The following is a 14,867-nucleotide window of genomic DNA, read 5'->3' as shown; positions in this document are numbered from 1 at the left end:
ATGTCCTCCGCCTACGACCTCGACCAGGTACGCCACGCCAACGCCACCGGCCGGGTTCCGGTCGTCTTCGTGCACGACCCGTGGCTGCTGGCCGAGAGCTGGGAGCCCTGGGCCGAGGTGTTCGGGCAGGCGGGGTTCGTCCCCGTGATCCCGGCCTGGCCGGCGGACGGCGAGGCGGCGGGGCACTTCGCGGGGCTGGTCGGCGGGCTGACCCGCCGGCCCGCCGTCGTCGGCCACGCCGCCGGCGGCCTGGTCGCGCAGATCCTCGCCGGGCGCGGGCTGGCCTGCGCCTGCGTGGCGATCAGCCCGGCGCCGTTCCGCGGGACGCTCACGTACGGGCGGTTCCGGCACGCCGTGGCCAACGCCGTCGGGGAGGAGGAGGCCAGGCGGCTGTACGAGACGTACGCCGTCCCGGCGGGGGAGGCGGCCGACCCGTGGAGCCTCGACGGCACAGCGCCGGACCGGGGGCCGCTGCTGCTGATCTCCGGCGAGATGGACCGCACGGTCCCGTGGGCCGCCGCACACGCCTCCTACCTGCGCCAGGCGCGCAATCAGCACCACCTGACCGAGATCGTCGAGCTGCCGGGGCGCGGACACTCGATGACCGTGGACAGCGGCTGGCGCGAGGTCTGCGGCACCGCCCTGACCTTCGTCGAACGCTTCGTGGAGCCCTGACCGGCGCGCGCCCGGCCTGGTTCAGCCGGTGGCCCCCGGGGTCGCGACCGGGCTGAGCCGGGCGAGCTCGGCGGCCACGCGGGCGGCGCGGACGGTGTCGGCGGAGGCTTCGTACAGCTCCTTGGCCTCCTGGAACGCCTCGCGGGCCTCCTCCAGCCGTCCCAGCTCGACCAGCGCCCGGCCCAGGTTCGTCAGCGTATGGGCCGTGGCCCGGTTGATCGGACGCTTGCGCAGCTCGACCAGCGCCTCGCGATAGTGGTCGGCGGCCTCCTGCCAGCGGCCGAGCGCGAAGTAGCCGTCGCTCAGCAGGTCCAGTGCCGCGCCGACGGCGTGGGCGACGATGACCGGCGTGCCGCCGAACGCCGGGTCGCGCAGCCGTTCCAGCACCTCCAGCCCGTGCCGTACGGCCTCCTCGATGCGGCCGAGCCTGCGCAGGCCGTTCCCGACGCTGAGCACGGCCTGGGCGTACCCTTCCGGGTCGCCGGCCAGGCGGAAGCACTCCGCCGCCCGCCGCGCGTGCTCCAGGCCGGTCTCCAGGGCGGGCCGGTCGTCGCGACCCCACAGCGCCCAGGTGGCGTAGGTCAGCGCCCAGCCCTGCTGGCGCACGTCGCCGACCTCGCGGGCCAGCTCCAGCGCGCGCAGCGCGGTGCGCTCGCCCTCGGCGTACCGGCCCTGGCAGTACGTCCGCGCCCAGGACAGGTAGTTGAGGTGCACCGCCTCCTGCGCGCGGTCGCCCGTCGCGCGGGCGGCCGCGGACGACAGCTCGAACACCTCGGGCCAGTGTCCCCAGTGCATCCACAGGTCGGAGAACCAGTGCATGGCCTCGGCCACCTCGACGACCCGCGCGTGCTCGCCGACGCGGGCCGCCTGCCGCAGCGCCGCCAGCCATGCCGTGCCCTCGGCCTGGAGCCATTCCTGCGCCTGCCGGGCGCTGTCCAGCTCGACCAGCGAGCTCCAGCCGGGCGGCGGCGCGCCGTAGTCCGGCTCGAACCAGCGTCCGGCGACGGTTGCCACCTCCAGCAGCCAGTCGTCCATCCGCCGCCGCGCCTGCCGCTGAGCCGACATGGACTCCTCGTCGGACAGCCGGGCGCGGGCGAACAGCCGTACGAGATCGTGGAAGCGGTAGCGGCCGGGGTACGGCGACTGCAGCAGCCCCAGGTCGACCAGCTCCTCCAGGGCGTCCTCGGCGTCGTCCGGGCCGAGCTCGGCGAGGACCGCCGTCATCGGCACCCCGAAGTCCGGCGCGGCGGCCAGCGCCAGACGGCGGAAGGCACGCCGCGCGGGCGCCGAGAGCTGCCGGTACGACAGCGCGAAGGCCGCCGCCACCGACAGGTCGCCGGCGGCCAGCGACTCCACCCGGCGTCCCTCGTCGCCGAGGCGGGCGGCCAGATTCCCGGGGGTCCAGCCGGGCCTGCTCTGCAGCCGGTTGCCGGCGATGCGCAGCGCCAGCGGCAGGTTCCCGCACAGGTCGGCCACCAGTGCCACCCCGTCCGGGTCGGCCTCGGCACGCTCGGCGCCGACGATCGCGCGCAGCAGCGCGGCCGACTCCCCGGCGGCCAGATGAGCCAGCGGCAGCTGGTGGACGCCTTCGAGCCCGGCCAGCGGGCGGCGGCTGGTCACCAGCGTCATCGCCGGGCCCTCCGCGGGCAGCAACGGGCGCACCTGGGCCTCGTGGGCGGCGTTGTCCAGGATGACCAGGCAGCGCCGTTCGCGCAGCAGGGCGCGGTAGTGGCCGGCGCGGCCCTCCTCGTCGGCTGGGATGCGTCGCTCGGCCACGCCCAGGGCGTTGAGCAGCCTGGACAGCGCCGTGCCCGGGTCCAGCGGGACCGGGTCCATGCCGCGCAGGTCCAGGTAGAAGCGGCCGTCGGGGAACAGGTCGGCCAGGTGCGCGGCGGCGCGTACGGCCAGCGCCGTCTTGCCGATGCCGGCGGTCCCCGAGACGGCGGCGACGACGGCGGGCGCGTCCTCGGCCGTCCGGGCGGCCAGGTCGCGCAGCAGGTCCAGCTCCCGTTCCCGGCCGGTGAAGTCGCCCACGCCGCGGGGCGGCTCGCAGGCGCCCGGCGCGGCGGCCTCCTGGCGGGGACGGCCGGCGCGGGCGGCGTCCGACAGCGCCGTCCGCCGCGGCTCGTCCAGCCGCAGCGCCTCGGCCAGGGCCTCGACGGTGCGCCGCTGGGGGCCCCGGCTGGCGCCGCGCTCCATGTCGCCGATGGCCCGCACGCTGACGCCGGAGGCGTGGGAGAGCTCCTCGATGGTCAGCCCGGCGGCGTGTCTCAGGCTTCTCAGCATCGTGCCGAACGACTCCGCCACCCGTCCCCCTCATGCTGGTGAGCGGCGAAATCCCCCGAAGCGCCGCATACCCACCTTATCTGCCGGAAAATGGGGTGAGGTGCTGGTCGATCGAGGTGTACGTCACGGTCCAGAAGTTCTCGAAGACCTTGGGCGGCACCTGCGAGGTCATGGCCACCTGCGTGAACAGCACACCCACCAGCCCCGGCACCTCGCCCCGCTCCACGAACCCGCCCAGCACACCCCGCAGCCGCTGTTCCAGTACGCTCATCGGTCCTCCTGAAGTGACGTGTCCCGGCAATGACCGGCCGCCGTCGGAAAACTCATCGCCGCGACATGTCCATCCGGGCGGGTCCCGTTCGTGGTGATGGCGTACGGCGGCCCCGCCGTACGCCGACCGCGGAAAGGGAACACCGTGAAGTACATGCTGCTGATCAACTCCGGCACCTCCGACGAGCAGGAGCCGGGCGACTTCCAGGAGTGGGTGGCCTACGACAAGTCCGTCCGGGAGGCGGGCGTCCTGGTCTCCGGCGAGTCGCTGGCCGACCTGGTGACCGCCACCACCGTCCGGGTGGGCGGCGACGGCACGCCCACCGTGACCGACGGCCCGTACGCCGAGACGCACGAGGTCCTGGGCGGCTTCTACGTGATCGACGTGCCCGACCTCGACGCCGCCCTCGACTGGGCCGTCCGTTGCCCGGGGGCGCGCGGCGGCGGCTCGGTGGTGGTGCGCCCGGTCGCCGACTTCGACGCGTGAGTTCTCCGGTGCGTGAGCGCTTCGGGGTCTTCGGTGCGTGAGATCGAGGACGTCTTCCGTGAGGAGCGCGGCCGGTTGCTGGCCGCGCTCGTCCGCCGCTTCGGCGACCTCGACCTGGCCGAGGAGGTCACCTCCGACGCCGTCGAGGCGGCGCTGAGACACTGGCCGGCCGAGGGCGTGCCGCCCAATCCGGGCGCGTGGCTGATGACCACGGCCCGGCGCAGGGCGGTCGACCGGCTCAGGCGCGAGCAGGCGCTCGCCACCCGGCTGGCCGTCCTGGCGGCCGAGGCCGAGCGGGCCGGCCCCGAGGCCCCCGCAGGCGAGGACGGCGGCCTGCCCGACGAACGCCTGCGGCTCTTCTTCACCTGCGCCCACCCCGCGCTGCCCGCCGAGGACCGGGGCGCGCTGACGTTGCGCTGCCTGGCCGGCCTGACCACCCCCGAGGTGGCGCGGGCCTACCTGGTGCCGGCCCAGACGATGGCCAAGCGCATCGTCCGGGCCAAGAAGAAGATCCGGGAGGCGCGCGTCCCGTTCCGCGTGCCCGACGCCGACGAGCTGCCGGAACGGGTTCCCGGCGTGCTCCAGGTCATCTACTCGATCTTCACCGAGGGCTACGCGGCCAGCTCGGGCCCCCACCTCCAGCGGCTCGACCTGGCCGAGGAGGCGATCAGGCTGGCCCGGATCCTGCGCCGGCTGCTGCCCGCCGAGCGGGAGGTCGCCGGGCTGCTGGCGTTGCTGCTGCTGGTGCACGCGCGGCGCCAGGCCCGTACCGGGCCTGGGGGCGAGCCGGTGCTGCTCGACGAGCAGGACCGCGGCCTCTGGGACCGGGCCATGATCGAGGAGGGGGCGGCGCTGGTGGTGGCCGCGCTCAGCGGCGGCCCGCCGGGCCCGTACGCCGTCCAGGCCGCGATCGCGGCGCTCCACGACGAGGCCCCCGACCTGGCCACGACCGACTGGCCGCAGATCGTGGCCCTGTACGACGTGCTGCTCGCGCTCGACCCCTCCCCGGTGGTGGCGCTGAACCGGGCTGTCGCCGTGGCCATGCGCGACGGGCCCGAGGCCGGGCTGGCACTGCTGGAGGAGCTCGCGGGGGAGCGGCGGCTGCGCGACTACCACCCCTACCTGGTGGCCCGCGCCGACCTGCTGCACCGGCTCGGCCGCCTGCCCGAGGCCGCCGAGGCGTACCGGACGGCGCTGCGGGCGGCCACCAGCGAGCCCGGACGCGCCTACCTGCGCCGCCGCCTGGCCGCGGCGGAGGAAGCCGTGCCCGAGGTTTGAGTACCGCCCTGACCTGGGAGAACTGCTGCGATGGGTGGAGCAGACGGTGACCGCTACCTGCCGATCGCCGAGCACGGCCTCATCGGCGATCTGCGCAGCGTGGCCCTCGTCGGCACCAACGGGACCATCGACTGGTACTGCTGCCCGGCCTTCGACTCGCCCAGCGTCTTCGCCGCGATCCTCGACGCCGACCGGGGCGGGGCGTTCGAGCTGGCCACCGACGTGCCGGCGCGGACCAAGCAGTTCTACTTCCCTGACACCAACGTGCTCATCACCCGCTTCTTCACCGAGAGCGGAGTGGGCGAGATCCAGGACTTCATGCCGATCATCGGCGAGCCGGGCGGCCGCGGACGGCAGCGGCTGATCCGGCGGGTGCTCTGCGTGCGCGGCTCGCTGCCCTTCCACGCGCGGGTGGCCCCCCGCTTCGGCTACGGCGCCGACCCGCACACCGTCCGCGAGGCCGACGGCCTGACCGTCTTCGAGTCGGCCCACCTGACGCTCGCGCTGAGCGTCACCGTCCCGGTCGAGTCCGACGGCCGCGACGTGCGGGCGGCCTTCACCCTCGCGGAGGGCGAGTCGGAGGTGTTCGCGCTCGACCGGGTCGAGGCCGAGGTCCCGCCGCTCGGGTGCCCGCACGTCGAGGCGGAGGAGCAGCTGACCGCCACGGTGACGTTCTGGCGCAAATGGCTGTCGGCCTCCCGCTACCGGGGCAGGTGGCGGGAGATGGTCCACCGCTCGGCGCTGACGCTCAAGCTGCTGACGTACGCGCCGACCGGCGCCATCGTCGCCGCGCCGACGACCAGCCTGCCCGAGCTGATCGGTGGCGAGCGCAACTGGGACTACCGCTACCTCTGGATCCGCGACGCCGCCTTCTGCGTCTACGCCCTGCTCCGGCTCGGCTTCACCGGCGAGGCGGAGGCGTTCATGTCGTTCCTGACCCGGTACGTCAGCCTGCGCGGCGCCGGACCCAACGGCCCCCTCCAGATCATGTACGGCATCGACGGCCGCACCGACCTGCCCGAACGGCAGCTCGACCACCTGGAGGGCTACCGCGGCTCGGCCCCCGTACGCGTCGGCAACGCCGCCGCCGACCAGCTCCAGCTCGACATCTACGGCGCCCTCCTCGACTCCGTCTACCTCTACGACAAATGGGGCAAGCCCATCTCCAGCGACCACTGGAACGCCGTCTGCGCCCTGGTCGACTGGGTCTGCGACAACTGGGACCAGCCCGACGAGGGCGTCTGGGAGACCAGGGGCGGGCGCAAGAAGTTCCTGTACTCCCGGCTGATGTGCTGGGTCGCCATCGAACGCGCCATGCGCATGGCCGCCCACCGGGGCCTGCCCGCCGACATCCCCCACTGGCGCGCGGCCCGCGACGACCTCTACCGGCAGATCATGGCCCACGGCTGGTCCGACGTGCGGCAGGCGTTCGTCCAGCACGAGGACGACGACGTGCTCGACGCGGCGCTGCTGATGATGCCGCTGGCCAAGTTCGTCTCGCCCACCGACCCGAAATGGCTGTCCACCCTCGACGCGCTCACCGCCGACCTGGTGTCCGACTCGCTGGTCTACCGCTACGACCCCGACGCCAGCCCCGACGGCCTGCGCGGACAGGAGGGCACGTTCTCCATCTGCTCCTTCTGGTACGTCGAGGCGCTGGTCCGCGCCGGCCGGGTGGAGGAGGCCCGCCTGGCCTTCGAGAAGATGCTGACCTACGCCAACCACCTCGGCCTGTACGCCGAGGAGATCGGCCGTACGGGCGAGCAGCAGGGCAACTTCCCGCAGGCGTTCACCCACCTGGCCCTGATCAGCGCCGCCTTCAACCTCGACCGCGCCCTCGGCTGACCTGCCAGCGTCCTGACAGCCGGGTACCAGCGCGGGCGGCCATGCTGCTGTCTCCACCGACGTGAAGGCAGGACGGGATGGGCGGCAGGATGGCGACGCAGTGGCAGCCGGCGGAAGTGACCTCGCGGGACGGGACGACGATCGCCCTGCTCAGCGCCGGGCGAGGCCCCGGGCTGCTGGTGATCCCCGGGAACAACCGGCGCGCCCACCACTACGGGGCCCTGGCGCGGGAGCTGTCCGGCGCACACAGCGTGCACGTGATCGAACGGCGCGGACGCGGCTCCAGCGGCCCGCAGGGCCCGGCCTACAGCGTGGAGACGGAGGTCGACGACGCCCTCGCCGTCATGAACCACACGGGTGCGCGCCTGGTCTTCGGGCACAGCTACGGCGGCCTCGTCGCCCTGCACCTCGGGCTGCGCCGGCGGGTGGACGCGCTCATGGTCCACGAACCCGGCGTGAGCATCGACGGTTCCTTCCCCGCCCACTGGGTGCCGGCGTTCAACCGCCTGCTGGAGGAGGGCAGGCGCACGGCGGCGATGGCGGCCTTCCTCAAGGGCACCCGCCTGACCCCCGTCGGCGACGCGCCGGCGCCGGTGTTCCACGCGCTGGCGTTCCTGCTGCTGCGCGGGTCCGAAGGGCGGGACGCGCGGGCGATGATGGCGACGACCCCGGCCGAGATCGGCGAGATCCTCCGCCTGGACTCCGACGGCGCCAGGTACACGGGCGTCGACTCCCCGACGCTGCTGCTCGGCGGCGGCAGGTCCCCCGGCTACCTCACCGGCGTGCTCGCCCGCCTGGCCCACGTCATGCCCGACGCCTGCCACGAGATCGTCGCCGGGCTCGACCACAACGCCCCCGACCTGAACGCCCCGGACGTCGTCGCCGAACGGATCCGGACCTTCGTGCGGTCCCGTCCCGCCCGCGGACACGAGCCGCCGGCGGGACGGATGACCTCCGCCTGATCCCCGAGGGGTCAGGACTCGCCGGACAGCACGGCCGTCCCCAGGGACGCGCCGGAGATCACCCTCGCCGCGGTCGTCGTGGACGAGGAGGACGTCAGTTCCGACAGCACGGCCCGGTCGAGGGCGTGCACGGTGAACTGGTAGGTGTTGACCGACCAGGGCGAGCACGGCCCCTGGTAGCCGTACAGGCTCGCGCTGCCGCGGTAGTAGACCTGCCGGGCTCCGGCGGGGGTCGCCGGCCGGTAGGCGTGCTCGACGTTCTGCGGCAGAGAGGTCACGCCCGCCGGGATGTCGTAGATCACCCAGTGGATGAGGTTGTTGTTGTCGAGGTCTCTCATGACCAGGGCGTAGCCGCGGGTCCCGGCCGGGCCGCCGTTCCAGGTCAGGGGCGGGGACTCGTTGCGGCGGCCGGGGTCGGTCTGGCCGCCGCTGGTGCACTCGTGCACCTTCGGGATGAGGCCGCCCTCGGTGAAGGCGGTGCTGGTCAGGGTGAAGGCGGTGGCGGACGCCGGTGAGGCCGCGGTCGCGGCGGTCGCCGCGGTCGTCACGGCGAGCAGGGCGTGCAGCACGATTCGTCTGACGGTCACAAAGGGCTCCTGAGGAGGGGTTCGGTGCGCCGTTCGTTCGCGTCTGCTGTTCGTGGGGTGTGCCCGCAGTGTAGGCATCGGCGGCCCGTCCCGTCACCACCGTGAACGGCATAAACCCGTCGATCCTGTCCGCCATGAACCGATATCAGGCTGAGCCATCCGGTTTCTTTGAGATGAGGCAGGGAAGCAATGGCGCTGTCAGGCCGGGGGCCGCTCCTTCCCCCACGAGGGGCGGCGACACCCGGCGCGGCAGAACGGGAGCGTGCAGCGTGGAAGTCACCGGCATCATCTCCGCCCTCATCATCGGGCTTGTCATCGGCGTCCTCGGCCGGCTGGTCGTGCCGGGCCGTCAGAGCATTCCCATCTGGCTCACCATCGTGATCGGCATCGTCGCGGCCCTCATCGGCACCGCGGTCGCCGCCGCGGTCGGCGTCGCGGACACTCGCGGCATCGACTGGATCGAACTGGTCATCCAAGTGGTGCTCGCCGGTCTGGGGGTGGCCCTGGCGGCGGGCCTCTACGGCAGACGCGGCGTCAGGTAGACCGGGACACGTCGGGATCCCGGAGGGCGGCACACGCGCCGCGCTCCGGGATCCCGCCGTTCCCGCCCCTTCGCCGACGCCCCGGCATGCGTTTTCGCTATGTCCGGAACCGGGGCACGCCGGAGATCGTTGTGCGGGTCGGCTGCACACATTTCGATCTTCGACAGGGAGAACAAAGCCGTGGTCTTCAAACGCATGCTGGGTGCCTTCGGCGTCGGCGCGCCCTCCGTGGACACCGTCCTGGCGACCCCGCGCGTCCAGCCGGGCGGCACGCTGTCGGGCGAGGTACGGCTCAAGGGCGGCGACTTCGACGCCGAGATCGAGCACGTCACCCTCGGCCTGGTCGCCCGCGTGGAGTTCGAGCACGGCGACGGCGAGCACGCGGGGGCGGGGGAGTTCTCCCGCGTCCAGGTGTCCGGCCCGTTCGTGCTGCGCCAGGGCGAGGAGCGCACGATCCCCTTCGAGATCGGCGTGCCGTGGGAGGCGCCGATCAGCCGGATCGGCGGGCAGCCGCTGCACGGCATGGCGCTGGGCGTGCGCACCGAGCTCGCCATCGCCAAGGCGGTCGACAAGGGCGACCTCGACGAGGTCGCGATCGAGCCGCTGCCCTCCCAGCTGCGCATCCTGGAGGCACTGCTGCAGCTCGGCTTCGCGTTCAAGTCCGCCGACCTGGAGGCCGGCCACCTGTACGGCGTGCACCAGACGCTGCCGTTCTACCAGGAGATCGAGTTCTACCCGGCCGGCCGGTACGCCGGCGTGCTCGGCGAGCTCGAAGTGACCTTCGTGGCCGACCCGTCGGGGCTGGAGGTGGTCCTGGAGGCCGACAAGCGCGCCGGCCGCTACTCCGGCGACGCGATCGGCCGCTTCACCGTCAGCCACGCCGACGCCCTGCGCACCGACTGGCCCGGCGAGCTCGACCGCTGGCTGTCCGGCCTGGCGTCCCACGCCCACTCGTCCTTCGGGCACGGCGACCATCACGGTCACGGCGACCATCACGGTTACGGCCACCACGAGGAGCACCGCGGCGGGCCGGGCTGGGGCACGGTGGCCGCGGCCGGCGCCGCCGGCGTGGTCGGCGGACTGGTGGCGGGCGAGATCGTCGAGGAGATCTTCGAGGGCGACGAGGACGAGGGCGGCGACGGCGACTGGTGATCCCGCACCGGTGATCCGCCCGTCAGGGGCGGGTCACCGGCTTCCGCCGGTCACGCAGCCTGGTGGACGCCCCGCGCGTCGAGGCTCTGAGCCGTGCGTCGCCTTGTGGGGGATTGCTCCTGCATTGCGGAGCGAAAGTTGAAGAAAGGAGCTTCTACTCCTTTCCACTCTCAACGTATAGCGCACCCGGGGGCTTGCGGCAAGACCCCCGTCGTGGCGCAGAATCGTCCGCCGAGGCCAGAAGCCTTGCCATGCGAAGACCGACCTCGTAGCGGAGCCACAGATATGAATCCCCTGACCACCAGCGTGTTCGACCTGCCCGGCAACCTCGCCGCCAAGGCCGACCCGGCGCTGATCGCCGTCGACGAGCGGCACTTCGCGGCGCTCGCCGAGACCCTGGAGCAGTCGATCGCCGACCTGTCCGCCCGCCTCGACGCCGAACGCAAGAACCCCGGCGGCAAGGGCCGCCAGGCGCTCGACCGGGACCTGGAGATCCACCGGCTGGCCGCCCGCCTGCGTACGCTGCGCCGCTTCGGCCTGGACCTGTGCCTCGGCCACATGGTCACCCCCGACCACCCCGAACCGGTGTACGTCGGACGCCTCGGCCTCACCGACCGCGACGGACGCCGCCTGCTGCTCGACTGGCGTTCGCCCGCGGCCGAGCCGTTCTTCGGCGCCACCCACGCCAACCCCATGGGCCTGACCAGCCGCCGCAGATACCGCTGGACCCGCGGCCGGATCAGCGACTACTGGGACGAGGTGTTCACCGCCGACGGCTTCGAGGGCCACGCCGCCCTCGACGACCAGTCGGCCTTCATCGCCAGCCTGGGCGGCAACCGTTCGCCCAGGATGCGGGACGTGCTCGGCACCATCCAGGCCGACCAGGACGCCATCATCCGGGCCGGCTCCCGCGGCGCCCTCGTCGTGGACGGCGGCCCCGGCACGGGCAAGACCGTCGTCGCCCTCCACCGCTCGGCCTACCTGCTCTACTCCGACCCCCGGCTCGGCCATTCCCGGGGCGGCGTGCTGTTCGTCGGCCCGCACCAGCCCTACCTGGCCTACGTCGCCGACGTCCTGCCCAGCCTGGGGGAGGAGGGCGTGCGGACCTGCACCTTGCGGGACCTCGTGCCCGAGGGGGCGGCGGCGGCCCCCGAGCGGGACCCGGAGGTGGCCCGGCTGAAGGCGTCCGCGGACCTGGTGAAGGCGATCGAGCCGGCCGTCAGGTTCTACGAGAACCCGCCCGCCAAGGGCATGACGGTCACCACGCACTGGGCCGACGTCCGGCTGAGCGCCGAGGACTGGGCCGAGGCGTTCGAGGCCGCCGAACCCGGCACGCCGCACAACGAGGCGCGCGACCAGATCTGGGAGGAACTGCTCACGATCCTCATCGACAAGCACGACCTGTCCGACGAGGTCTCACCGGACCTGCTGCGCAGGTCGCTGCGGGCGAACCGGGAGCTGCTCGCCGCCTTCAACCGCGCCTGGCCGCTGATCGAGCCCACCGACCTCGTCGGCGACCTGTGGACGGTCCCCGCCTACCTGCGGCTGTGCGCCCCCTGGCTCGGCCCGGACGAGATCCGCCGGCTCCAGCGCGCCGACGCCCAGTCCTGGACCGTCTCCGACCTGCCCCTCCTGGACGCGGCCCGCCAGCGCCTCGGCGACCCGGAGGCGTCCCGCCGCATGCGCAGGCAGGAGGCCGCCCTCGCCGTGCAGCGCGAGCGCATGGCCCAGGTCGTGGACAACCTGATCGAGGCCGACGACGACGGCGAGGGTCTGGTGACGCAGCTGCGCCGGGCGGACCTCCAGCGGAACCTGGTGGACGAGTCCGAGCTGCCCACGGTGGAGCCGGACCTGCTCGCCGGGCCGTTCGCGCACATCGTCGTGGACGAGGCCCAGGAGCTGACCGACGCCGAATGGCAGATGTTGCTGCTGCGCTGCCCGTCCAGGAGTTTCACCATCGTCGGGGACCGCGCCCAGGCCAGGCACGGGTTCACCGAGTCGTGGGAGGAGCGGCTCGGCCGGGTCGGCATCGACCGCGTCGAACTGGCCACCCTGAGCGTCAACTACCGGACCCCGGCGGAGATCATGGCCGAGGCCGAGCCGGTCATCCGGGCCGCGCTCCCGGACGCCAACGTGCCGAGCTCCATCCGGGAGAGCGGCGTCCCCGTCACGCGCGGGCCGGTCGCGGAGCTGGCGGCGATCCTCGACGCCTGGCTGGCCGCGAACGCCGAGGGGATCGCGTGCGTGATCGGGGACCCGGGCTTCCGGGAGCGGCCCCGGGTCCGGTCGCTGACGCCGGAGCTGTCGAAGGGGCTGGAGTTCGACCTGGTCGTCCTGGTCGATCCGGAGAGGTTCGGCGGGGGCGGCGAGGGCGTCGAAGGGGCGGTCGACCGTTATGTCGCGATGACCCGGGCGACCCGCCAACTCGTCATCCTCACCACCCCCTGACGCGCCCCCGCCTCTCTCCAGGCCGCCGCCGTCGCGTTCTATGCCCGTGCCTTGGCGGCCGGGCCCGTCGTGGTGCTCGGGCGGGTGACGCGGCGGCGGCGGGCCGGGAGGCCCAGCATCGGGTTGGCGACCCCCCACGCCGCCCCCTTGCAGACCAGCTCCTTGTAGACGGCGGCGGTCCGCCCGGTCAGCACCGTGGGCACGGCGCGGTCGTCGGCGGTGACGAACTGGATCAGCCCGTTGTCCCGGCCCAGCGAGACGCACTGGTTGAAGTAGCGCAGCGGCGTGTTCGGCAGCTTCCCGCCGGTCAGCCGCGCCGCGATCGAGTCGGCGGCCTGCCAGGCGGTCGGGATGCCCGACGCGCACGACATCCGCAGGGGCTTGTCGCCGGGGCCCATCGCCATGGCGGCGTCGCCGACGGCGTACACGTCCGGGTGCGAGACCGAGCGCATCGTCCGGTCGACCACGATCTGGCCGCTTTCGGTGACCTCCAGCGTGGTCGCCCGCGGGATCGGGTGCACGGCGAAGCCGGCTGTCCAGACGGTCACCGCGGCCGGGATGGGCTCGCCGGCGGTGGTGACACGGTCGGCCTCGACCCCGGTGACGGTGGTGTGCTCGTGCACGCTCACCCCGAGCCCGGTCAGGACCTTCCGCACGTGCGCGCGGCCCTTCGGCGAGAGCCAGTCGCCGAGCCCGCCGCGGGCGGCCAGGGCGACGTCGAGGTCCGGACGGGCCTCGGCGATCTCGGCCACGGCCTCCAGCCCGGTGAGCCCGCCGCCGACGACGACCACGCTCTGCCCCGCGTCGAGCCCGGCCAGCCGCTCGCGCAGCCGCAGCGCCCCCGGACGGCCGGCGATGTCGTGGGCGTGCTCGGCGGTCCCGGGCACGGCCTCGGCGTCCCAGCCGCTGCCGAGCGCGTAGACCAGCGTGTCGTAGGCCAGCTCCTCGGCGCCGCCGGTGCTGGTGCCCGTGCTGGTCACGGTGACGGTCCGGCGGTCGGCGTCGAGGCCGGTGACCGTCCCGAGCCGCAGCTCGACGCCGGTGCCCGCGAACATCTCGCGGAACGGCCGGGGCCTGAGGTCCTGGCCGGTGGCCACCTGGTGCATGCGGACGCGTTCGACGAAGTCGGGCTCGGCGTTGACGAGGGTGATGGCGACGTCCTCGTGGCGCAGCCGCCTGGCGAGACGGCCGGCGACGACGGCTCCGGTGTAGCCGGCTCCGAGGACGATGATGCGGTGCTGCATTTCCTCGCTCCTGTCTGACGCGGGTTCGCCACCTGAACCGGACGGCCCGCGCTTTCCTGACAGGATCACGATGTGAAGCGCGTCACACCTCTCACCAGGAGGCTCTGAGCAGCGGCTCCCCGTGGTCTGTGGCGGCCCACTGCGCGGTCGCGCGGGCGAGCTTGTCGGGGTTGACCTGGTTGCGGAACGCGGCGATGCCCTCGGTGGTGATCTCCATGCACATGACGCCGACGACCTGGCCGTCCACGACCGCGACGACGGCCGGCTCGCCGTTGGCCGTCCAGACGTGGATCTCGGGCGAGCCGCCGACCAGGGCGCGCTTGGCCTTGCCGGGCTTGAGCAGGCCCCACAGGAACTTCGCGACCGCGACGGCGCCCTCGAACGCCTTGGCGCGGGCCGGGACCTTGCCGCCGCCGTCGCCGATCGCGATGGCGTCCTGGGTGAGCAGGCGTACCAGCGGCTCGGTCTGCCCGTTGCCGGCGGCGGCCAGGAACTCCTCGACGATCCGCCGGGCGGTGGCCTCGTCGACCTCCGTACGGGCCCTGCCGTCGGCGACGTGCTTCTTGGCGCGGTGGAAGATCTGCTGGCTGGCCGCCTCGGTGAGGTCGAGGATCTCGGCGATCTCCCGGTGGGAGTGGTCGAAGGCCGTCCGCAGCACGTAGACCGCCCGCTCGTTGGGGGAGAGGCGTTCCATCAGGGTGAGGACGGCGTACGAGACCGACTCGCGCTGCTCGGCGGTGTCGGCCGGGCCGAGCATCGGGTCCCCGGCGAGCAGCGGCTCGGGCAGCCACTGGCCCACGTACGTCTCGCGGCGCGCCCGCGCGGAGCCGAGCTGGTTGAGGCACAGGTTGGTGAGCACCTTCGTCAGCCACGCCTCGGGAACCTCGACGCGCCCGGCGTCGGCGGCCTGCCAGCGCAGAAACGTCTCCTGCACGGCGTCCTCGGCCTCCGCGGCCGAGCCGAGCAGGCGATAGGCGATGGCCTCCAGGCGGGGTCTGGCGGTCACGAACCGGTCGACGTCGTCCGCGGTCAAAGGCATGGCCCGATCCTAGAACGTCCCCGTATGCGGCGGGTCGCCGGTTCGGCACCTG

The 14,867-nt window shown here is 73.4% G+C and carries 13 protein-coding genes; 8 read left to right on the top strand and 5 right to left on the bottom strand.

Annotated features, from left to right (window positions below):
- The gene (locus tag AB0J97_RS17300) at positions 1-675 is read left to right on the top strand and encodes a hypothetical protein (protein WP_364089425.1); all 675 of its coding nucleotides are present in this window, start codon (positions 1-3) and stop codon (positions 673-675) included.
- A 21-nt stretch (positions 676-696) separates the two neighbouring features.
- On the opposite strand, the gene AB0J97_RS17295 is transcribed toward AB0J97_RS17300, so the two are convergent.
- Together AB0J97_RS17295 and AB0J97_RS17290 are read right to left on the bottom strand one after the other, a co-directional pair.
- Complete coding sequence (locus AB0J97_RS17295) at positions 697-2,982, bottom strand: tetratricopeptide repeat protein (RefSeq protein WP_364089422.1); 2,286 nt, start codon at positions 2,980-2,982, stop codon at positions 697-699.
- A gap of 55 nt (positions 2,983-3,037) precedes the next feature.
- On the bottom strand, positions 3,038-3,232 hold the full coding sequence (locus AB0J97_RS17290; RefSeq protein ID WP_364089420.1) for a hypothetical protein: 195 nt from the start codon (positions 3,230-3,232) through the stop codon (positions 3,038-3,040).
- A 153-nt stretch (positions 3,233-3,385) separates the two neighbouring features.
- On the opposite strand from AB0J97_RS17290, the gene AB0J97_RS17285 reads away from it, so the two are divergent.
- The 4 genes from AB0J97_RS17285 (at position 3,386) to AB0J97_RS17270 (ending at position 7,803) form a co-directional block, all read left to right on the top strand.
- Entirely contained in the window at positions 3,386-3,718 is a 333-nt protein-coding gene (locus tag AB0J97_RS17285; protein WP_357695403.1) for a YciI family protein, read from the top strand.
- A 33-nt stretch (positions 3,719-3,751) separates the two neighbouring features.
- Positions 3,752-4,996 carry a DUF6596 domain-containing protein gene (locus AB0J97_RS17280; protein WP_364089417.1) on the top strand — a complete coding sequence of 415 codons (1,245 nt, stop codon included), beginning with the start codon at positions 3,752-3,754 and terminating at the stop codon, positions 4,994-4,996.
- 30 nt (positions 4,997-5,026) lie between these two features.
- A complete protein-coding gene (locus AB0J97_RS17275; protein WP_364089414.1) occupies positions 5,027-6,841 on the top strand; it encodes a glycoside hydrolase family 15 protein in 1,815 nt (604 codons plus the stop codon).
- Positions 6,842-6,918: 77 nt separating this feature from the next.
- Positions 6,919-7,803, top strand: coding sequence for an alpha/beta hydrolase (locus AB0J97_RS17270; RefSeq protein ID WP_364089411.1), 885 nt, complete (start codon positions 6,919-6,921; stop codon positions 7,801-7,803).
- Between the two features lie 11 nt (positions 7,804-7,814).
- Here the strand turns inward: AB0J97_RS17270 and AB0J97_RS17265 are convergent, their stop codons facing one another.
- Entirely contained in the window at positions 7,815-8,390 is a 576-nt protein-coding gene (locus tag AB0J97_RS17265; protein ID WP_357694755.1) for a YbhB/YbcL family Raf kinase inhibitor-like protein, read from the bottom strand.
- Positions 8,391-8,659: 269 nt separating this feature from the next.
- On the opposite strand from AB0J97_RS17265, the gene AB0J97_RS17260 reads away from it, so the two are divergent.
- From AB0J97_RS17260 to helR, 3 genes are all read left to right on the top strand, one after another.
- Positions 8,660-8,932, top strand: a complete 273-nt coding sequence (locus tag AB0J97_RS17260) for a GlsB/YeaQ/YmgE family stress response membrane protein (protein WP_357694757.1) — start codon at positions 8,660-8,662, stop codon at positions 8,930-8,932.
- A gap of 180 nt (positions 8,933-9,112) precedes the next feature.
- Complete coding sequence (locus tag AB0J97_RS17255) at positions 9,113-10,084, top strand: sporulation protein (RefSeq protein ID WP_364089406.1); 972 nt, start codon at positions 9,113-9,115, stop codon at positions 10,082-10,084.
- Between the two features lie 285 nt (positions 10,085-10,369).
- On the top strand, positions 10,370-12,532 hold the full coding sequence (helR, locus tag AB0J97_RS17250; protein ID WP_364089403.1) for an RNA polymerase recycling motor ATPase HelR: 2,163 nt from the start codon (positions 10,370-10,372) through the stop codon (positions 12,530-12,532).
- Between the two features lie 38 nt (positions 12,533-12,570).
- Here the strand turns inward: helR and AB0J97_RS17245 are convergent, their stop codons facing one another.
- Both AB0J97_RS17245 and sigJ read right to left on the bottom strand, forming a co-directional pair.
- On the bottom strand, positions 12,571-13,776 hold the full coding sequence (locus AB0J97_RS17245) for an FAD-dependent oxidoreductase (RefSeq protein ID WP_364089400.1): 1,206 nt from the start codon (positions 13,774-13,776) through the stop codon (positions 12,571-12,573).
- A gap of 91 nt (positions 13,777-13,867) precedes the next feature.
- Positions 13,868-14,815: an RNA polymerase sigma factor SigJ gene (gene sigJ, locus AB0J97_RS17240; protein WP_357694764.1), complete on the bottom strand. Its 948-nt coding sequence runs from the start codon at positions 14,813-14,815 to the stop codon at positions 13,868-13,870.
- Positions 14,816-14,867: the final 52 nt, after the last annotated feature.

It is taken from the genome of Nonomuraea sp. NPDC049607 (genome assembly GCF_040675375.1).
Classification (GTDB): Bacteria; Actinomycetota; Actinomycetes; order Streptosporangiales; family Streptosporangiaceae; genus Nonomuraea.
This window is presented reverse-complemented; position numbering and strand designations above follow the sequence as displayed.